Source organism: Burkholderia sp. AU6039, assembly GCF_002223365.1.
In the GTDB taxonomy this organism is placed as follows: Bacteria; Pseudomonadota; Gammaproteobacteria; order Burkholderiales; family Burkholderiaceae; genus Burkholderia.
Genome location: NZ_NKFK01000005.1, coordinates 1,165,312 through 1,185,299, shown reverse-complemented (window position 1 = coordinate 1,185,299; position 19,988 = coordinate 1,165,312). Strand labels below are relative to the sequence as shown.

General features: G+C 67.8%; 13 protein-coding genes. 5 read left to right on the top strand and 8 right to left on the bottom strand.

Annotation, left to right across the window (positions count from 1 at the left end):
- Positions 1-45 precede the first annotated feature (45 nt).
- Positions 46-3,018, bottom strand: a complete 2,973-nt coding sequence (locus tag CFB39_RS23160) for a type VI secretion system Vgr family protein (protein ID WP_089474583.1) — start codon at positions 3,016-3,018, stop codon at positions 46-48.
- A 455-nt stretch (positions 3,019-3,473) separates the two neighbouring features.
- Here CFB39_RS23160 and CFB39_RS23155 point away from each other — a divergent pair, with 455 nt between their 5' ends.
- From CFB39_RS23155 to CFB39_RS23140, 4 genes are all read left to right on the top strand, one after another.
- Entirely contained in the window at positions 3,474-3,872 is a 399-nt protein-coding gene (locus CFB39_RS23155) for a nuclear transport factor 2 family protein (RefSeq protein ID WP_047850193.1), read from the top strand.
- 160 nt (positions 3,873-4,032) lie between these two features.
- A complete protein-coding gene (gene xsc, locus CFB39_RS23150; RefSeq protein WP_089427823.1) occupies positions 4,033-5,850 on the top strand; it encodes a sulfoacetaldehyde acetyltransferase in 1,818 nt (605 codons plus the stop codon).
- A 129-nt stretch (positions 5,851-5,979) separates the two neighbouring features.
- Complete coding sequence (gene pta, locus CFB39_RS23145) at positions 5,980-7,014, top strand: phosphate acetyltransferase (RefSeq protein WP_089474582.1); 1,035 nt, start codon at positions 5,980-5,982, stop codon at positions 7,012-7,014.
- Positions 7,011-7,778: a sulfite exporter TauE/SafE family protein gene (locus CFB39_RS23140; RefSeq protein ID WP_089427825.1), complete on the top strand. Its 768-nt coding sequence runs from the start codon at positions 7,011-7,013 to the stop codon at positions 7,776-7,778. The genes pta and CFB39_RS23140 overlap by 4 nt, the downstream gene beginning before the upstream one ends.
- Before the next feature lie 88 nt (positions 7,779-7,866).
- On the opposite strand, the gene CFB39_RS23135 is transcribed toward CFB39_RS23140, so the two are convergent.
- The gene (locus tag CFB39_RS23135) at positions 7,867-9,588 is read right to left on the bottom strand and encodes a cobalt chelatase (protein ID WP_089474581.1); all 1,722 of its coding nucleotides are present in this window, start codon (positions 9,586-9,588) and stop codon (positions 7,867-7,869) included.
- Positions 9,585-10,574, bottom strand: coding sequence for an AAA family ATPase (locus CFB39_RS23130; RefSeq protein ID WP_089427827.1), 990 nt, complete (start codon positions 10,572-10,574; stop codon positions 9,585-9,587). Before CFB39_RS23130 ends, CFB39_RS23135 begins: the two co-directional genes overlap by 4 nt.
- 196 nt (positions 10,575-10,770) lie before the next feature.
- Between CFB39_RS23130 and CFB39_RS23125 the strand changes: the two genes are divergently transcribed.
- The gene (locus tag CFB39_RS23125) at positions 10,771-11,523 is read left to right on the top strand and encodes an IclR family transcriptional regulator (protein ID WP_089474580.1); all 753 of its coding nucleotides are present in this window, start codon (positions 10,771-10,773) and stop codon (positions 11,521-11,523) included.
- A gap of 32 nt (positions 11,524-11,555) precedes the next feature.
- On the opposite strand, the gene CFB39_RS23120 is transcribed toward CFB39_RS23125, so the two are convergent.
- The 5 genes from CFB39_RS23120 to CFB39_RS23095 form a co-directional block, all read right to left on the bottom strand.
- Positions 11,556-12,503 carry a DmsC/YnfH family molybdoenzyme membrane anchor subunit gene (locus tag CFB39_RS23120; protein ID WP_089474579.1) on the bottom strand — a complete coding sequence of 316 codons (948 nt, stop codon included), beginning with the start codon at positions 12,501-12,503 and terminating at the stop codon, positions 11,556-11,558.
- A gap of 40 nt (positions 12,504-12,543) precedes the next feature.
- A complete protein-coding gene (locus CFB39_RS23115; RefSeq protein ID WP_089474578.1) occupies positions 12,544-13,290 on the bottom strand; it encodes a 4Fe-4S dicluster domain-containing protein in 747 nt (248 codons plus the stop codon).
- Positions 13,291-13,306: 16 nt separating this feature from the next.
- Positions 13,307-16,243 (bottom strand): molybdopterin oxidoreductase family protein, encoded by a 2,937-nt coding sequence (locus tag CFB39_RS23110; RefSeq protein ID WP_089474577.1) that lies wholly within the window; start codon positions 16,241-16,243, stop codon positions 13,307-13,309.
- A 253-nt stretch (positions 16,244-16,496) separates the two neighbouring features.
- A complete protein-coding gene (locus tag CFB39_RS23105; protein ID WP_089427832.1) occupies positions 16,497-17,918 on the bottom strand; it encodes an amino acid permease in 1,422 nt (473 codons plus the stop codon).
- A 180-nt stretch (positions 17,919-18,098) separates the two neighbouring features.
- On the bottom strand, positions 18,099-19,514 hold the full coding sequence (locus tag CFB39_RS23095) for an FAD-binding oxidoreductase (protein WP_089474576.1): 1,416 nt from the start codon (positions 19,512-19,514) through the stop codon (positions 18,099-18,101).
- Positions 19,515-19,988: the final 474 nt, after the last annotated feature.

Here is a 19,988-nt window from a genome sequence, read left to right as displayed (position 1 = left end):
GGAATGGGGGAATGCGATGCGGAAGCGAGCGGCGAAGCGCGCCCGTTATACGAAACCGGGGGTACGCACGTCGGGCATGGTCGGTCCGGCGCGACCGGGCCCCGCGTTGGCGGTCGCGCCCGCAGCCCCGAGCACGGCCCGGGCGCCGGAGAGCCCCGTGCCGACGAGGCTGCCCGCACCGCCCGCGGTGAACGCGCCGGCCAGTAGGCTCAGTTGCCGGCTCGCATTCGCCGCCGCGCCCGCGCCCGACAACACCTGCGCGGCAATCTCGCGGGCCTGGGCGGGGGCTCCAGCGGACGTCTTGCGCGCGTCGTCCGACGCACCGTCCGGCCATTCGGCCTTGCGCGCGTAACTGCCCGGACTCCAGGGATCTGCATTGTCGGTACCGAATGTCACGTGTGCCGGGCCGGGCGCCAGACCGCTGACCGCGGCGTAGCCGTTGGCGCTCAACACGCCCGTGGCGACCCGACCGAGTGCGTCCTCAACCCGGTATGACGACATCACCCCGCGCTGAATCGCATACGTGTTGAACAGCTCCAGATTGCCCTTGCCGGGCGGTGGCGGCTCAGGAAACACCGCCGCCCGACTCTTCGGTCCCGTGTACGTGAAACTCCCGGCATGCGCCGTATAGCCGCCTGCCGTCATGTGGGTAATGCCGCCGCTGGTGTATTGCGTTGCACTGCCTCCGCCGCTGACCACCAGTTCTTCCTGAGCGCTGATCGTGATGCGGTTCGCCGTGGCCGTCATGTTCAGCTTCGCCAGCAGCGTCAGGTTGTCCTTCAACGCCTTCAATTCGATGTCGCCCGACATTGCGACCAGTTTCCACCCGCACGATTGCACCAGCGTGCGCACGCCACGCGCCACGCTCACCAGCAGGCGCTTGCCCACCGATACGCCAACGTGCCCGCCCGCTGTCAGCGCGAGATGCTCGCCCGATGCCAGGTGGGTGGATTGGGATGTCGTGGCCGCAATGCCGGCCGCGCCCGCCAGTACCAGCAAAGGCGTGCGCATCTCCGGAAACTGACCTGCCTGCGCGTTGCGCAAGCCACTACCCTGGATATCGTCGCGCTGCGCCTGAAGTGCCCTTGCGACCTCGTCCTGGTCGCCCGCTTCCTGTACCTGTTGTTCGCGTGCCGTTGTCGCAAACGTGTCTTGCTGGTCGTGAGCCACCGACAGTCGTTCAACCGTCTCGACCATGTCCTTGGCGGGCTGCGCCGCGCCGTCTCGCGCCTCGGTCGTGATCAGGATGCCCCGGTTCGCACGCATCACGCCCCAGGCCATCGTCGCCAGTTCAAACCCTTCGCCGCGCGCTTCCAGCCGTCCCGGGCGCCCCTCGATACGCGTGTTGTAGCCCAGCACAAGGCGGGATTGGGCATGATCACTCGTCACCTGAACCTGCAACTGATTCGGCGTGTCGTCCACCAAGACCTGATTCACCTGCCCGCCCGCGAGGCTCAGGCTGCGCCAGCCCATCAACGCCTGGTTCTTCGGCAACTCCCACGGCGGCTGATTGAACTGGTTGACCTGGCGATCCGATACATAGGGCTTGTCCGCATCGCCTTCGTGATAGCTCACCGTCACTTCCTGACCGATGCGGGGTAGCGCGACAAAGCCGAACCCGCCGCCCTGCCAGGGGGAGGACACGCGCACCCAGCAGCTCGCGTTCTCGTCGCGCTTGCCGAGCCGATCCCAGACGAACTGGATTTTCACGCGCGCGTAGCCGTCGATCCACATGGGCTGATTCTCCGGACCGACCACCACGGCGGTTTCCGGCCCGCATGGCGGCTTTCTCTGCAGAGGACTCCGGAAGACGGCATTCGCCGGCTGAACCACGAAATCGGCGATGCAGTGATACGGTTCGCCGCCCGTCGCCTGATCGTTGTTGCGAATCTCGACCCGCGCGGCGATCACCAGAAACTCGGTGTTGGTCGCCTTCTGCGGATGCCCCTCGACACGAAACGTATGGCCCACCGCCAGCCCGCGCAGATTGCCCCGCCCATTCGCGCGCCTGCCTTTGCAGCGCTCCGCATCGACACGGACGCCGGCCAGGTACCGGGCTTCCCGAGCCGTATCATTCGGCGTTCCGGACAAACCCATCGTGCCGGCGAGCGGCTGCGAGTAGTCGCCCCACGCATAATGCTCGGCATTGTCGAACGCAATCTCGCTGTACCGGTTCACCGAGTACGACAGCTTTGCCCGAGACTGTGTCGGATCGTAATCGACCACGCTGCCTGCTCCCGGTGTCAGCAGCCGCGAGACTTTCAACTCGTGGATATGCTCTTCGTCGATACGTGCGCCAGCAGGTGCCCGATAGAAGATCGAGTCATACATGTTCTCGTGCGGGTAATGAGCGCCCGGGGAATCACACAGCACCAGTGTCGAGCCATCCATGAAGTAGTAGATGCCCCATTCGCTCCACAACCGGGCCAGGAAGTCGAAATCCGATTCCCACACCTGCCGCACATAGTCGCGTGCCGGATAGCCCCCGCCCAGGCCGATGGCGCCGAGCCGCCATTCGTACTTGAACGGATAAAGGCTCGAACCCAGCACGGCTTCCGTGATCTGGACGACATTCTTGTTCTGAAAGAGGCGATTCTCGCGATTGAGCGTCGCGAGCCACAACCAGGGCCGCACCTTCATTTCGTAATAGGCGTACCGGTCATCCTCGCCGGTCGACACCAGTTCGGCGATCAACCCCGTCACCTCGCGCTTGCCGGCGCCCAGATTGCCCTGCCCCGCTTCGCCGGCCACGCCAGGAACGAAGGTCCCCTTGCCGTCGAACTCGATCGAAATGGTCAACTCGGTACCCACCAGCTTGTCGGGCTCGATACGATCACGCGCCTTGTAGACGGGTAGCGCCGGCAGGCTCAGCGTCCTGAGCTCGAGCGTGAACGTGGAAAGCTTGCCAAGTGTTTCATCGCCAATGAGTTTGATCGGCAGAAGAATCGGCTGCCCGGCAAATTCGGGTAGCGCAACGCCAGATATCGACACAACACGGGACTGCGCGGGTGAATACATGACTTCCTCGTCTCTGTCAGCGCAGGACTCCTATACGTTTCAAATTCGAGCGATCCGTGAGTTTGCGCTGAGGGTCTTATCCGGATCGAAGCGATGCGGCCGCCCGAACGTACTAGGCTCGTGCCTTGCGCATCGTCCACCCGCTTCGATTCCGTGCAGGACGTCCGACAAGGCGGCCGTCCGCGATCCGCTAGATGCTATCCGCAAACTCCATCCCAAAAAACACCCGGGAGATCCACGGGGCAACACACAATGCCGCACTTGTGACCCAACACTTAAAAAGTGTGAAGCAGACCATCCTCTGCCGCCCTGCAGCCAGGCGCTAGCTCTGGCCCAAGCGAATCCCCCCCACTGGCGCTACCGCCAAAAACGAGCGCTCACTAACGTGTCGATACCGCGTGCCGCATGCGCGCCAGCGCCATGCGCACCGCCCACCATTCGACAGGAGACACGTTATGGCAGATACGCTCACCGGCCCCGTCACGGCCGCCACGCTCGCGGCCTTTTCCGACGCCTTCAACCGGCACGACGCCAATGCGTTGATGGGCTTCATGACCGAGGACTGCGTGTTCGACGCGGCCGGCGGCCCCGACATCCACGGCACGCGCTTCGTCGGCCGCGACGCGGTACGCGCCGCGTTCGAAGCCGTGTTCAAGACCTTCCCCGACGCGCACTGGGGCCACGGCCGCCACACCGTCGCCGGCGAGCGCGGCGTCTCCGAATGGGTGTTCACGGGCACGCACGCCGAAGGCTGGCGCATCGAGGCCGAAGGCTGCGACCTGTTCGAATTCCGCGACGGACTGATCGCCGTCAAGCGTGCCTTCCGCAAGGAACGGCCGAAGCAGCCGGCCTGAGCGCAGCGGCCGGGCCACCGTGCCCGGCGCGCATTTTGAAACGAATCGATTCATTTCATTCCACATTCCCCGGCAGCGGGCGGAATGACTTGACCGGCCTTCCCCAGCAAATAGCATCTGGAACAAGACGTTCCGTTAATTGAAAAATCGGAGACAACCCATGAGCGAACAATCCACTTCCCTGCGTGCATCGGCGAACGGTCCGCAGGACATGACGCCGTCCGAAGCCTTCGTCGAGACCCTCGCGGCCAACGGCGTGACCGACATGTTCGGCATCATGGGCTCCGCGTTCATGGACGCGATGGACATCTTCGCGCCGGCCGGCATCCGGCTGATCCCGGTCGTGCACGAACAGGGCGCGGGCCACATGGCCGACGGCTATGCGCGCGTGTCGGGCCGCCACGGCGTCGTGATCGGCCAGAACGGCCCCGGTATCAGCAACTGCGTGACGGCGATCGCGGCCGCGTACTGGGCGCACAGCCCGGTCGTGATCGTCACGCCGGAAGCCGGCACGATGGGCATCGGCCTCGGCGGCTTCCAGGAAGCGAACCAGCTGCCGATGTTCCAGGAGTTCACGAAATACCAGGGCCACGTCACGCACCCGGCGCGGATGGCCGAATTCACCGCGCGCTGCTTCGACCGCGCGCAGGCCGAGATGGGCCCGACCCAGCTGAACATCCCGCGCGACTACTTCTACGGCAAGGTCAAGGTCGAGATTCCGCAACCGCGCCGGCTCGATCGCGGCGCCGGCGGCGAACAGAGCCTGGACGACGCAGCGGCACTGATCGCGCAGGCGAAATTCCCGGTGATCATCTCGGGCGGCGGCGTCGTGATGGCCGACGCGATCGAGGAATGCAAGGCGCTCGCCGAACGGCTCGGCGCGCCGGTCGTCAACAGCTACCTGCACAACGACTCGTTCCCGGCGAACCACCCGCTGTGGTGCGGCCCGCTCGGCTACCAGGGCTCGAAGGCGGCGATGAAGCTGCTGTCGCGCGCGGACGTCGTGATCGCGCTCGGCTCGCGCCTCGGGCCGTTCGGCACGCTGCCGCAGCACGGGATGGACTACTGGCCGAAGGACGCGAAGATCATCCAGATCGACGCGGATCACAAGATGCTCGGCCTCGTGAAGAAGATCTCGGTCGGCATCTGCGGCGACGCGAAGGCCGCGGCGGTCGCACTCACGCAACGCCTCGAAGGCCGCACGCTCGCGTGCGATGGCTCGCGCGGCGAGCGCGCCGACCAGATCGCGACCGAGAAGGCCGCGTGGGAAAAGGAACTCGACGACTGGACGCACGAGCGCGACGCGTACAGCCTCGACATGATCGAGGAGCAGAAGCACGAGAAGCCGTTCAGCGGCGGCCAGTACCTGCATCCGCGCCAGGTGCTGCGCGAGCTCGAGAAGGCGATGCCCGAGGACGTGATGGTGTCGACCGACATCGGCAACATCAACTCGGTCGCGAACAGCTACCTGCGCTTCAACAAGCCGCGCAGCTTCTTCGCGGCGATGAGCTGGGGCAACTGCGGCTATGCGTTCCCGACGATCATCGGCGCGAAGGTCGCCGCGCCGCACCGCCCGGCCGTGTCGTATGCGGGCGACGGCGCGTGGGGCATGAGCCTGATGGAAACGATGACCTGCGTGCGCCACAACATCCCGGTCACGGCCGTCGTGTTCCACAACCGCCAGTGGGGCGCGGAGAAGAAGAACCAGGTCGACTTCTACAACCGCCGCTTCGTCGCCGGTGAACTCGACAACCAGAGCTTCGCGGCGATCGCGCGTGCGATGGGTGCGGAAGGGATCACGGTCGACCGCCTCGAGGATGTCGGCCCGGCGCTCAAGCGCGCGATCGACATGCAGATGAACGAAGGCAAGACGACGATCATCGAGATCATGTGCACGCGCGAACTCGGCGACCCGTTCCGTCGCGACGCGCTGTCGAAGCCGGTGCGCATGCTCGACAAGTACAAGGACTACGTGTAACGCCGCGTCGCCGACGCAACCCGTTGCCGGCCGCGCGCCCCTCTCGCGCGGCCGGCCCTCCGGCCGGACGCCGTGCCCCGTGCGGGCCGCCGCATCCGGCCGTTTTTTCTTTTCTTACCCGAGCGAACGATGAAAGCCCTCGACCGCATTCTCGACGCCGCGCGCCGCCAGCCGATGCGCATCGCACTGTGTGAAGCCGACGATCCGCGCGTGCTGCAGGCCGCCGCACGCGCGACGCGCGACGGCATCGCCCGCATCGTGCTCGTCGGCAACCGTGCGGCGATCCACGCGGCGGCCGCGCGCGACGCGATCGATCTCGACGGCATGACGCTCGTCGATCCGGCCACCGCCACGCAACGCGATGCCTATGCCGACACGCTGCACGCGCTGCGCAAGAGCAAGGGCATGACGGCCGATGCCGCACGCGACGCGGTGCTCGACCCGCTCTGCCACGCGAACCTGATGGTGCGGCTCGGCGACGCGGACGGCTCGGTCGCGGGCGCCGTGCATGCGACGGCCGACGTCGTGCGCGCGGCGATCCAGCTGATCGGCGTCGATCCGGCGTTCCGGATCGTGTCGAGCTTCTTCCTGATGATGCTGTGCGAGCCGTTTCACACGATCAAGGGCGGGCTGATCTTCTCCGACTGCGCGCTGGTCGTCGATCCGGACGCCAGTCAGCTCGCCGAGATCGCGATGGCTGCCGCCGACAGCGCGCACGCGCTGCTCGGCGAGGCGCCGCGCGTCGCGATGCTGTCGTTCTCGACGAGCGGCAGCGCGCATCACGCGGCGGTCGACAAGGTGACGGCCGCGACCGCGCACGTGCGCGAACTCCGCCCCACCCTCGCGATCGACGGCGACGTGCAGCTCGACGCGGCGATCGTCGCGGAAATCGCCGAGCGCAAGATCGCGCATTCGCAGGTGGGCGGCCACGCGAACGTGCTCGTGTTCCCGAGCCTCGAAGCCGGCAACATCGGCTACAAGCTCGCCGAGCGGATCGGCCGCGCGAAGGCCGTCGGCCCGCTGTTGCAAGGCTTGCGCCGGCCCGCGAACGACCTGTCGCGCGGCTGCAGCGCCGACGACGTGTATCACGTGATCGCGGCGACCACCGTGCAGGCGCAGGCGGCCGCGCAGCGCGCCGCAACCGGCGAGGCTGCGCACGCATGACAGCCGACAAACTGGCGATCCTGATCGCGGTGATCGGCGCCGGCAGCTATTTCCAGACCGTCACCGGGTTCGGGCTCGGGATGATCGTGATGGGCGCGACGAGCGGCTTCGGGCTCGCGCCGCTCGCCACCGTCGCCACGCTGATGAGCGTCGTGTCGCTCGCGAACGGCGCGACCGCACTGCCCGGCCGGCTGCATCACATCGACTGGCGCGCGGTCGGCGCGGCGACGCTCGGCATCCTGCCGTCGGTCGTCGCGGGCGTGCTGCTGCTCGAATGCCTGAGCCGCTCGGCGGCCGACCTGCTGCAGCTGATCCTCGGCGCGGTCGTGCTGTATGGCGGACTGAGCGCGGCGCTGCGGCCGACGCCGCTCACCGAGCGCTCGGACAACCGCAGCTTCTTCGTCAGCGGCCTGTTCGGCGGGTTGCTGAGCGGGATGTTCGGCGTGTCGGGGCCGCCGCTGATCTTCCAGTTCTACCGGCAGCCGCTGACGCTCGTGCAGATCCGCTGCGCGCTGATCGTGCTGTTCACGACGACCTCGGCCACGCGCGTGCTGTACAGCGCATGCGAAGGCCAGCTCGATCGCGACATCTGGCTGCTGGCCGCGATCGCGACGCCGGTCGTGATGCTGACGACGGTCGCCGCGCGCCAGTACCCGCCGCCGCTGTCGCCGGTCGCGCTGCGTCGGCTTGCGTTCGGCGTGCTGATGGCGATCGGCATCGGGCTGATCGCGACGTCGCTGCCGCCGCTGCTGCATCGCGCTTGATGTCTCGCGGCACGCGCCGCGTCGACCCGCCTTGTTCCCGGCGATCGATTCGGACTCGACGCATCCGCGTCGAATGCAGTCGCCCGCGTCACCGACGCGCGCCGATCCATCCGGCGATTTCGACGAGCCGCTTCATGTCGGGCGCCGACGCAAGATCGATCGCGAGCCGGTGCCGGTAGTACGGGCCAAGATCGAGCCCGACGCCCAACCCGAGCACTTCGACGCGGCCCGCCGACTCCTGGCGCGCAACCACCTGCTTCAGATGGTTGTCGAGGTAGAACGGATCGTTCGCGAGCGCCGTCGCGCCGTCCATCGGGCTGCCGTCCGAGATCACGACGAGGATCTTGCGTGCGTCCGGCCGCGCCGCGAGCCGCGCGCACGCCCATTCGACCGCTTCGCCGTCCACACCTTCGCGGAACAGATCAGCCTTGAACAGCGCGGCAATGCCCGTGCGCGCATGGCGCCAGCGGGTATCCGCGTCCTTGAACACCAGGTGGCCGGTTTCGTTGAGCCGGCCCGGATGCCGCGGCTTGCCGCGCGCGAGCCAGTCCTGCCGCGCACGGCCGCCGTTCCAGGCGAGCGTCGTGAAGCCGAGCACTTCGGTTGCGAGACCGGCGGCATCGCCCGCGCGGGCCAGCGTGTCGACCATCAGCGTGACGCCGTCGATCCACGTCTTCATCGACCCGGAGCAGTCGATCAGGAACGCGAGCGCGCAGTCGGCATGCGGCCGCACGCGTTCGAGCCGGAACAACCGCCGTTCGGCCGGCGAGCTGACGAGTTGCGCGAGCCGGCGGCCGTCGAGACGGCCATGCTCCTCGCCGAACGACCAGCCGTCGGCCTGCGGCACGACGAGCGCCGCGCGTAGCACGCGGGCGAGCCGCGTGACGTTGATCCGCTGCGCGGCGACCTGGCCGTCGAGCCGGTCGCGATACTCGCGCAGCAACGCCGCGCGGATCTGCGCGGCCGGTCGAAGCTCGCGGTCGTAGCGTGTCGTGTACGCACGATAGACGGCGTCGCCGCCCTGCAGCACGACGCTGTCGCCCGTCTCCACGAGCGCCGGCATATCGATGCCCGTCTCGTCGAAATCGACCCACAGCGAGAAATTCGTCAGTGCGTCGTCCTGCTCGCGTGCGTCTTCCGTCTCCGTTTCCACGACGGCTGCACGCGCATCGCGGATCATCGCCGCAATGCATTTCGCGAGCGCCAGCGCGTGTTCCGCGAAGGCGCGCTGATCGTGCCGGCACCGCTTGAGCCCCGCGAGTTGCACGCCGATCTCGGGCACGATCGCCGCGCGCGACGCTTCGATCAGGTCTTCCGTCTCTTCGAGCACGGGCCAGCCCGTCAGCCGCGACCATGCGATCTGCGCGACGGTGTACACGAGAATCCCGACATGCGTATCGGCCTGCCCCGACCGGTGAAACGCGCGTGACCAGGTCTCGAAGCGATGACGCAGGTTCTGAACGACACCGCGCATGGCAGGCGGCGCGAGCGACTCGCAGCGCAGTTGCTCGAGCATCTCGAACAGCACGCGTTCGACCGGATCGTCGGCGGACAGCGCGCGATGCAGGTCCGCATCGGAATGCAGGATGCGCAGCGCGGCACCGTCGGCCGCGCCGCGCCATGACGCGAGATCGTCGTCGGCGGCCTGCGCGCGTAGGTGCGGCGCATGGATCGGCAACGGCCGCGAGTCGCGGCACACGCGGCCCGCGCGGTAATGCAGCGCCGCGTCACGCGTCAGCGCGCGTACCGTCGACGCACCCAGCGCTTCGCGCGCCGACGCGCGGCGCGCGGCGTCGCGATCGGCGCTCACCGCCCCGCCCCCGGCTCGCCGCCGCCGGCCCGCGACGCAACCGCCAGCTCCTCGCCGAAACAGCGCTGGTAATACTCGGCGACGACCGGCCGCTCCGCGTCGTCGCACTTGTTCAGGAACGTGAGCCGGAACGCGAGCGCCGGATCGCGGAAGATCTGGCAGTTCTCGGCCCAGTTGATCACCGTGCGTGGCGACATCAGCGTCGACAGGTCGCCGGTCGCGAAGCCGTTGCGCGTCAGCTCCGCGAGGCTCACCATCGATTCGAGCAGCGGGCGGCCGGCTTCGTCCGCGAGTTCCGGCACGCGCGCACGGACGATGCCGATCTCCTCGTCGCGCGGCAGGTAGTCGAGCGTCGCGACCACGTTCCAGCGGTCCATCTGCGCGTGGTTGAGCATCTGCGTGCCGTGGTAGAGCCCGTTAAGGTTGCCGAGCCCGACCGTGTTCGCGGTCGCGAACAGCCGGAACGACGGATGCGGATGGATCACGCGGTTCTGGTCGAGCAGCGTGAACTTGCCGTCGCGCTCCAGAATCCGCTGGATCACGAACATCACGTCGGGCCGCCCCGCGTCGTATTCATCGAAAATCAGCGCGACCGGGCGCTGCAATGCCCACGGCACGATTCCTTCCTGGAATTCGGTCACCTGCACGTCGTCGCGCACGACGATCGCATCCTTGCCGACGAGGTCGAGCCGGCTGATGTGGCCGTCGAGGTTCACGCGCACGCACGGCCAGTTCAGCCGTGCCGCGACCTGTTCGATATGCGTCGACTTGCCGGTGCCGTGCATCCCCTGCACGAGCACGCGGCGGTTGCGTGCGAAGCCCGCGAGGATCGCGAGCGTGACGTCCGGGTTGAACCGGTATGCATCGTCGATATCGGGTACGTGATCGTCGCGCGTGCTGAACGCGGGCACCATCAGGTCCGAATCGAACCCGAACCGTTCGCGGACCGACACCATGCAGTCCGGCTTGTTCGCCACCCCATCCATTGCGTTGCGCTCCTGTCGTTGCTGTCGTTGCTGGCCGCGCGGGCGTCGATCGTCGCGCCCGCGCCGGTCGCGTTTATGGAACGATTCGTTCCATCGCTGAAAATGCGTACCGGGTTGCCGCGCCCACTGCCCCACGCGGCCGGCCTGCCAGGCCGTTCGGTACAATGGCCGCCATCCAGTTTCCGGAATGCCTGCCATGCTGCCCGCGGATACGCCCACGCTGCGCGCCTTCGCGCTGCTCGAACATCTCGTCCAGGCCGGCGACGCCGTGTCGCTCGCCGATCTCGTGCGTGAAGTCGATATCCCGAAGGCGTCGCTGCACCGGATGCTCGCGTCGCTCGAAGCCGGCGGCCTCGTGATCCGCGAGCCGGGTCGCAAGAACGCGTATGCGATCGGCCCGCGCCTGGCGCGGCTCGGCACCGGCGTGATGCTGCATGCGGGCGCGCGCCGGCTGCGCCACGCGGTCCTCGAACGCCTCGTCGCCGATCTCGGCGAAACCTGCAACCTCACCGCGCTGCACGACACGGAAGTCGTCTATCTCGACCGCGTCGAAGCCGACTGGCCGCTGCGGCTCGACCTGAAGCCCGGCTCGCGCGTGCCCGCGCATTGCAGCGCCAGCGGCAAGCTGCTGCTCGCGCTGCTGCCGCGCGACGAACGCACCGCGCTGGTACGCGCACTGGCGCTGCCGCGCTACACGCCGAACACGATCTCCGACCCCGAGCTGCTCGAAGCCGAACTCGACCGCACCGCGCACAAGGGCGTCGCGATCGACAACGAGGAATTCGTCGCGGGCATCGTGTGCATCGCGGCGCCGATCGTCGGTGACGACGGCGCATGCATCGCCGCGGTCGCCGTGCATGCGCCCGTGTCGCGCGCACCGCTGTCGCAGCTGCTCGACCACGTGCCGCGTTTGCAGGAAGCAGCGCGCGCGCTCGCGGAAACGTTCTAGTTCCCGCACGGCGTGGCGGCGCACGCGCAACGTCATGACGCGCGCTGGTAGTAGAGGTTCTGCGGATGCCGCGCATCCGCGAAGAAGAACCAGCGTTCCGCGACCAGCCCCGCATACTGGATCACGAACGCCGCGCCGAGCGCGACGGCGGCCGCGACCGACGTCGGCGCGAGCGCGCCCGCGCCGGTCAGCACGAACGGCACCGCGAATGCGCCGATCAGGAAGCCGGTCTTCACCGCGCGCAGCGTGCCGTTGCCCTGCCCGTGAAAGAACTCCCGCGTATTGAACGCGCTGGCCGTGAAGCCGCGCGACTTCTGCTCCACCTTGTCGCTGCGGATCCCGGTCGCGCTCTGCACGGTCGACTTCGGCCGCAGCCGCGCATTGCGTGCGAGCGACGCGAGCCGCGCCACGCCGCCCGCGAGCGTCAGCACGCAGGCGGCTACCGCAAGCCGGCCGACCAGCGCCGGCGCGAGCCACGCGGCGCACGCCGTCGCCAGCGTGCATCCCGACGCGCAGCCGAGCAGCACGAAGTTCACGAGCGTCAGCGGGCTCGCCCATTCCTGCAGGAAGCGCAGGCACGCGTAGATCATCGCGGTGCACACGAACAGCGCGACGCTTGCAAGCGCGCCCGCCGCGCCGATCAGCAACGTGCCGGGCCAGCCGAACAGGTGCGCTGCGCCATACGCGAACGCACACGCGAGAAACACCGGCAGCGCGATGCATTCGCGTGACAGCCACGACGTGCGCCACATCGCGATCGCGCGCCAGGCGCGCTCGGGGTGGCCGAGATGGAAGAACGACGCCAGCAGGCCGAGTGCGCCGAGCGCGACCGACAGCGCGGCGCCCGTCACGTAGAACGACGCGGCAATATCGACGCCTGCCACGCGCGCCAGCGCCTCGACGATCACGAGCGTCAGCAGCAGGCCCTGTGCCGCACCGCACAGGGTGGTGAGGAAAACGACCGAAAAAGCTGGGCGCATGGGGACTCCGTTTTTTTCGTATGAGTGAAGGGCTTGGCGCTCAGCGCTGCGTCGCGAGCGACACGAGATCGATGTCGCCGCGCGTCGCGCGGGCCTCGAATGAATCGTCTTCGCCGATGCCGTTCGATGCGCTGCCGCACCCGCCGCTGCTTCCGCACCCGCACGAGGCTTCGGTCTTCACGCGCGGCAGGTAATGGTTCGACGGCCGCGTGCCCCATTCGGGCATCAGCTGATAGCCGCCGCGTTCGCGGATCGCGCGCGACACGTCCGACTCCGGATCGTGCACGTCGCCGAACAGTCGCGCCGACGTCGGGCACGCGAGCACACAGGCCGGCTTGCGGTCGCGTTCGGGCAGCGCTTCGTTGTCGATGCGATCCGCGCAGAGCGTGCACTTCGTCATCTCCTTGCGGCCTTCGTCGAGTTCGCGCGCACCGTACGGGCATGCCCACGCGCAGTACTTGCAGCCGATGCACTTGTCGTAGTCGACCAGCACGATCCCGTCCGACTTGCGCTTGTAGCTCGCGCCGGTCGGGCATACCGGCACGCACGGCGGATCCTCGCAATGCAGGCACGACTTCGGAAAGTGAATCGTGTCGGTCATCGGGAACACGCCCGCTTCGTAGGTCTGCACGCGGTTGAAGAACGTGCCGGACGGATCGTCGTCATACGGGCGCATATCCGCGAGACTGCCGGCTTCGCCCGACGTGTTCCATTCCTTGCAGCTCGTCACGCAGGCATGGCAGCCGACGCACACGTTCAGGTCGATGACGAGGGCCATCTGGGTCATGGTGGTGCTCCTTCGATCAGCGATCTTCAGACTTCGGGCCGGCGGACGCCGCGCGCCGCAACCGCGCGGCGAATGCGCCGGTTCCCGCGAAATACGCCTGCACGCGCTGCAGCACGCGCGGCGTGCCCGGCAGCGCCGGCATCGGCGCGAACTGCGGCAAGGTCGTGGCCGCATCGGCTTCGGCCGGATAGATCCGCACCTGCACGTCGTACCAGCCGGCCTGCCCCGTGATCGGATCGGAGTTCGACATCCGCGCACCGCCGCGCGCCGCATCCGGCAGCTCGTCGGTGATCACGTGGTTCAACAGGAAGCCGCGCTGCGACTCGCCCGCCTGCGGCCCCAGGTTCCACGCGCCGGCCGCCTTGCCGATCGCGTTCCAGGTCCACACGGTGCCGGGCTCGACCGCCTCGCTGTAGCGCGCGCGGCAACGCACCTTGCCCCATGGCGATTCGACGTAGATCCACGCGCCGTCGTCGATCTGCTGCGCGGCGGCCGTGACCGGGTTCACGAACAGGTGATTCTCGCCATGGATCTGCCGTAGCCACGCGTTCTGCGAATCCCACGAGTGGTACATCGCCATCGGCCGCTGCGTGATCGCCGCGAGCGGATAGCGGCCCGCATCGGTCAGCCCGCTTTCGAGCGACCGATGCCAGAACGGCAGCGGATCGAAATAGCGCGCGATGCGTTCGCGCAGATGGTCGGGCGGCTGGCGGCCCGACGTGCGGCCCTGCGCGGCGAGCCGGAATTTCTGCATCACGTCCGAGTAGAGCTGGATCACGATCGGCACGCCGAACTTGCGCATCCCGTTGTCGACCGCCCACTGCATGTACGGGCCGTTGCAGTTGCGCATGTACTGCAGCGGCTCCGGCAACCGGTGGTGGTACACGCAGTTGTTCTCCGCGTAGCGCTTCCACTGGTCGGGGTTCGGTTCGCCGACGACGGCCTTGTCGCCGTCCTTGCCGCGCCAGCCGATCAGGAAGCCGGTGCCGGAATCGGGCGCGGTCTGGAAATTGATGACGAAATCCGGATAGTCGCGATACTTGCGTTGCCCGTCCGCGGTCGTGAAGGCCGGAAACTTCAGCCGGCTCGCAAGCTCGATCAGCACTTCCTGGAACGGCTTGCATTCGCCGGTCGGCGGCACGACCGGCACGCGCACCGAGTCGACCGGCCCGTCGAATTCGGAGATCGGCCGGTCGAGCACCGACATCACGTCGTGCCGCTCGAGGTAAGTCGTGTCGGGCAGGATCAGGTCGGCGAACGCCGTCATCTCCGACGCGAACGCATCGCACACGACGAGGAACGGGATCCGGTATTCGCCGTCGTCGCGCTTGTCGACCAGCATCTTGCGCACTTCCGTCGTGTTCATCGACGAATTCCACGCCATGTTGGCCATGAAGATCAGCAGCGTGTCGATCGGATAGGGATCGCCGCGCCACGCATTGGTGATCACCGAATGCATGAGCCCGTGCACCGCGAGCGGGTATTCCCACGAGAACGCCTTGTCGAGCCGCGCGGGCGTGCCGTCCGGATGGACAAACAAGTCCTCGGGGCCCGCGGGCCAGCCGAGCGGGCCGGTGGCGAGCGGCGTGTTCGGCTTGATCTGCGCTGGGTCGTTCGGCGGTTTCGCCGATGGCGGCACCGCGCGCGGATACGGCGCCTTGTGCCGGAAGCCGCCCGGCCGGTCGATCGTGCCGAGCAGCGACATCAGCACGGCAAGCGCGCGGATCGTCTGGAAGCCGTTCGAATGCGCGGCGAGCCCGCGCATCGCATGGAACGCGATCGGCACGCCCTTCACCGATTCGTGTTCCTTGCCCCATGAATCCGTCCAGCGCACCGGCAGCGCGATCGCGTGGTCACGCGCGACCGTCTCCATCTCGCGTGCCAGGCGGCGGATCGTGTCGGCCGCGATGCCGGTGATGTCGGCCGCCCATTCGGGCGTGCATTCGGCCACCTGTTCGCGCAGCAGCGTGAACGACGGCGCGACGGGCGTGCCGTCGTCGAGCGTATAGCGGCCGTCGAGTGCAGGCTCGGCGCCTTCCGTGTGATGCAGCACCGCACGGTTCGTCTTCGTGTCCCACCACATCCGGTTCTGCGGATACAGCGCGTTGACCTCCGGCGCGCCGGCGTCGCGCACGAACAGCCCGAACGTGTCGGCGCCGTCGCGCTGGTCGACCAGCTCGGCCGCGTTCGTGAAGCGCGACACGAATTCGAGGTCGAACGCGTCGCGCGCGATCAGCTCGTGCATCAGCGCCATGAACAGCGCGCCATCGGTGCCGGGGCGAATCGGAATCCATTCGTCGGCGATCGCCGCGTAGCCGGTGCGCACCGGATTGATCGCGATGAAGCGGCCGCCCGCCCGCTTGAACTTGCCGAGCGCGATCTTCAGCGGATTCGAATGGTGGTCCTCCGCGGTGCCGATCATGAAGAACAGCTTCGCGTTGTCGAGATCGGGCCCGCCGAATTCCCAGAACGAGCCGCCGATCGTGTAGATCATCCCGGCCGCCATGTTCGCCGAGCAGAACCCGCCATGCGCCGCATAGTTCGGCGTACCGAACTGTTTCGCGAACAGGCCGGTGAGCGCCTGCATCTGGTCACGGCCGGTGAACAGCGCGAAGCGCTTCGGGTCGGTGGCGCGCAGGTGCGCGAGACGCTTTTCGAGCACGTCGAACGCGACCTCCCACGACACCGGCTCGAACTGCGCGTCGCCGCGCTCGGCGCCCGGCTTGCGCATCAGCGGCTGCGTGAGCCGTGCGGGCGAATACTGCTTCATGATGCCGGACGAACCTTTCGCGCAGATGACGCCCTGGTTCAGCGGATGCGCGGGATTGCCGTCGATATAGCGCACCTCGCCGTCGCGCAGGTGCACGCGGATGCCGCAGCGGCACGCGCACATGTAGCACGTCGTCGTCTTGATCTCGGCCTGCTCGTCCCGCTCGCGTGCCCGATGTTCCATCGTCTGTCCTCGTTCGCGGATTCGCGGATGAGGGCGCGCCCGGCGGGGCGCACCCGTGAATCGGTTCATCCATGCTATGCCGGCACGCGGCCGACATAAAGTCGCATCCTCTGATCGGTGCTATCGGTCAGCCCGATAGTTGCCCCGATAGTTGCCCCGGCCATCCATCGGCTCGGGCCGGAAGCCGCATGCACGAAGGCCCGGCACGCGGGCCGGGCCTTCGGCATCAGGCGTTAGCGCGCATTACCCGGCATCAACGCGGCGGATAGGCGAGCAGTTCGCTGTCGTCGAGATGCTCGCGGCGGCTGCGGCGCGTGAGCCCGTAGGCGACGACCAGCACGCCGAGGCTGGCGACGCCGAGCCACAGCGGCTTGCGCTGGTCGGGGATGAACGCCATCGCGACGAGGATGCCGACCATCCCGATGATCGCGACCCAGGTGAGGTACGGATACGCCCACATCTTGACGCGCAGCTTGCTGGCGGCCACCGGGTCGAGGCGCTTGCGCAGGCGCAGTTGCGAGAACGCGATCAGCACGTACACGAACAGCGCGACGGTGCCGTACGAATTGACGAGGAACGCGAACACGGTATCGGGCGACACGTACGACATCACCACCGACACGTAGCCGAACACCGTGCCGAGCAGGATCGCGCGCACCGGCACGCCGCGCTTGTTGACCTTCGCGAGCGCGGCCGGCGCGTCGCCGTGGCGGGTCAGCGCGAACAGCATCCGCGACGCCGCATAGAGGCCCGAGTTGAGCGCGGACAGCACGGCCGTCAGCACGATCGCGTTCATCACGTTGGCGGCAGCGGGCAGGCCCATCACTTCGAGTGCGCTCACGTACGGCGTGGCCATCTGATGCGAGTTCCACGGCACCAGCGCGACGACGAGCGCGACCGAGCCAACGTAGAACACCAGCACGCGCGTGATCACCGAATTGGTGGCCTTCGCAACCGCTTTCGCCGGTTCCTTCGCCTCGGCCGCCGCGATCGTGACGATCTCGGCGCCGAAGTAGAAGCCGGTCGCCGCGACCGCCCCGCTCATCACCGGCCCGATGCCGAGCGGCATGAAGCCGCCGTGGCCGAGCAGCGTCGGCAGCACCGACGTCGTGTGCATCGACGCGGGCCACAGGCCGAGCACGTAGAGGCCGCCGAGGAACAGGAACACCATGATCGCGCCGACCTTGATCGACGAGAACCAGAACTCGAACTCGCCGTAGCTGCCGACCGAGATCAGGTTCGTGAGCGTCAGCACGACCAGCAGCGCGAGGCTGATGATCCACGCTGGCGTATCGGGCAGCCAGAACTGGATCAGCTTGGCGCCGGCCACCGCTTCGAGCGCGACGACGATCACCCAGAAATACCAGTACATCCAGCCGGTCAGGAAGCCCGCCATCTTGCCGGGCCCGCGCCAGTTGCCGAACGCGAGCCGCGCGTATTCGTAGAACGAACCGACGGCCGGCATCGCGCATGCCATCTCGCCGAGCATCCGCATCACGAGCACGACGAGCCCGCCCGTGATCAGGAACGACAGGATCGCGGCCGGCCCGGTCTGCTGAATCACCACGCCGCTGCCGACGAACAGCCCGGCACCGATCACGCCGCCAAGCGCGATCATCGTCATGTGGCGCTGCTTGAGCCCACACTTCAGGTCACTCTGATTCGAGGGTTGCATGTCTTCTCCATATCCAGTTGTCCGGACGCCGCCCGCACGCCACCATCGGGTGAGCGCGGGCGCCGCCGGCGACGGCGCGTGCAGGGGCGCCTGCAGCCCCGGCCGCACGGATTTCTATTGCTTTTATTGTGTTCGACCGCCCGGCGCGCGTTGTGTCACGCCGGGCGATATGCACTACGTTCAGGGCTTTTCGTCGTTCCTGAAGTAAGACAGGTAGAGCATCCGTTGCCCGAGGCGCCGGAACGGCGCGAACGGGTGGCCAGGCAGCGGCGACGTGAAGATCGGCAGCGTCTGCCGTGCGCCCTTCCCCGCGATCTGCTCGGCCAGCCGGCGGCCGGCCTGCTGCGAGTACGACACGCCGTTGCCGCCGTAGCCGAGCGCGTAGTACACCGACTGCCGCGGGTCGGGCTGGCACACGCGCGGCATCATGTCGTGGCTCACGTCGACCCAGCCCCACCATGAGTAGTCGATCTCCACGCCGCGCAGCGCGGGAAACTTGCGCGCCATCCCGTCCTTCAGCAATTCGAAGTGACGCGGGTTCGGCGCATCGTCACCGGTGATCGCGCTGCGGCTGCCGATCTGCAAGCGGCGATCCGGCAGGAAGCGATAGTAGAAGCGCAGCGTGCGCGTATCGGTCAGCACCTGCGTCGTGCGGAAATTGCACGCGTCGATCTCCGCGTCGGTGAGCGGGCGCGTGACCATCGAGTTCGACAGGATCGGCATCACCTTGCTGCGCAGCGACGGATGCAGCGTCTGCGCGGTGTACGCGCCGGTCGCGATGCCCACCGCGCGGGCCCGCACGACGCCGCCGGGCGTGCGCAGGTGGTGCACGCCATCGATCGTCTCGAAGCCGAGCACCGGGCTGCTCGTATGCACCTTCGCGCCGGCTTCGCGCGCGAGGCGCAGGTAGCCGAACGCGAGCTTCAGCGCGTGGATGCCGATGCCTTCCGGCTCGTGCAGCGCGCCGGCCGCTTCGTGGTCGTTGATGAATTCGCGGCGGAAGGTTTCGGCGCTCAGCAGCTCGGACGGATAGCCGAATACGTCCTTCCACACCTTCGCCTCGGCCGCGAGCCTGGCCATGATGCGCGGACGATGCGCGATCAGGAAATGGCCGCCCGGCTGCGGGTCGCAGTCGATTTCCGCCGCGAGCGACTTGAAGTTCTCGAAGCCTTCGAGGATCTCGTCGTGCATCTTCAGCGCAACGTCCTTGCCCCAGCGCTCGATCCACTGCGAGCGCGACAGCCGGCCCGATGCGTTCTGCCCCTGCCCGCCGTTGCGGCTGCTGCAGCCCCAGCTCGTGCGGTTGGCTTCCAGCACGACGGCCTTGATGCCATGGTCCCGCGCGAGGCACAGCGCGGTCGCGAGGCCCGTGTAGCCGGCGCCGATGATCGCGACGTCGACATCGAGATCGCGCGTCACGGGGCCGTCGTCGGGCGGCGGGGTGCCGGCCGTCGCGACCCAGTAGGTCGGCGCGTACTGCCTGCCGCACCCGGGCCCCGGCGACACGAGCGGATCGTAGGTCGGGTCGTAACGCGTATCGTTCGGCCGGCCGCCGGCGAAGCCGCTCGCGGTGCGTTCGATGGAAGGGGTCGACATGCTCAGACCTCCGACGCGGGCTGGCCTGCCGCGCCGCAACGGGCGCGCGAGGCGATTCGACTGACTGATGCGGGGCGCACGCTCGCCGCACGGGCGAATGCTGCCGACTGCCTGTTGGTCATGCCTGTCTCCTGATCGTTCTCTTCGGGTCGATCGTGTGCAGATGCTTCAATGCGGCGATCTGTCGAGGAAAGTGTAGGCAGGCCGATTTGTCGCAGGTAGGGCCAGTCGACCGGATTCGCTTGGACCAGCGTGTGGGCGGCCGAATGGCGGGCAGACGGTGGTGGGTCGCGATCGGCAGGGGGACGCGGCGCGAGCCTGGCACCACCGGGAGATCGATCAGCCGGCAGCATCGGACGACCGGCTGACGGCAGCGGTCAGAGGCGTGGGCATGGGCATGGGCATGGGCATGGGCGTTGGCGTAGCCGTGGCCGTCGTCGTTGGCTCGGGTGTCGGCTCAGGTGTGGGCACGGC

Bases quoted from the DNA above. Each gene is read 5' to 3' on its own strand.
- CFB39_RS23160 (WP_089474583.1), bottom strand. From the start codon at position 3,018: ATGTATTCACCCGCGCAGTCCCGTGTTGTGTCGATATCTGGCGTTGCG.
- CFB39_RS23095 (WP_089474576.1), bottom strand. From the start codon at position 19,514: ATGTCGACCCCTTCCATCGAACGCACCGCGAGCGGCTTCGCCGGCGGC.
- CFB39_RS23155 (WP_047850193.1), top strand. From the start codon at position 3,474: ATGGCAGATACGCTCACCGGCCCCGTCACGGCCGCCACGCTCGCGGCC.
- CFB39_RS23110 (WP_089474577.1), bottom strand. From the start codon at position 16,243: ATGGAACATCGGGCACGCGAGCGGGACGAGCAGGCCGAGATCAAGACG.
- pta (WP_089474582.1), top strand. From the start codon at position 5,980: ATGAAAGCCCTCGACCGCATTCTCGACGCCGCGCGCCGCCAGCCGATG.
- CFB39_RS23140 (WP_089427825.1), top strand. From the start codon at position 7,011: ATGACAGCCGACAAACTGGCGATCCTGATCGCGGTGATCGGCGCCGGC.
- CFB39_RS23120 (WP_089474579.1), bottom strand. From the start codon at position 12,503: ATGCGCCCAGCTTTTTCGGTCGTTTTCCTCACCACCCTGTGCGGTGCG.
- CFB39_RS23130 (WP_089427827.1), bottom strand. From the start codon at position 10,574: ATGGATGGGGTGGCGAACAAGCCGGACTGCATGGTGTCGGTCCGCGAA.
- CFB39_RS23125 (WP_089474580.1), top strand. From the start codon at position 10,771: ATGCTGCCCGCGGATACGCCCACGCTGCGCGCCTTCGCGCTGCTCGAA.
- CFB39_RS23115 (WP_089474578.1), bottom strand. From the start codon at position 13,290: ATGACCCAGATGGCCCTCGTCATCGACCTGAACGTGTGCGTCGGCTGC.
- xsc (WP_089427823.1), top strand. From the start codon at position 4,033: ATGAGCGAACAATCCACTTCCCTGCGTGCATCGGCGAACGGTCCGCAG.
- CFB39_RS23105 (WP_089427832.1), bottom strand. From the start codon at position 17,918: ATGCAACCCTCGAATCAGAGTGACCTGAAGTGTGGGCTCAAGCAGCGC.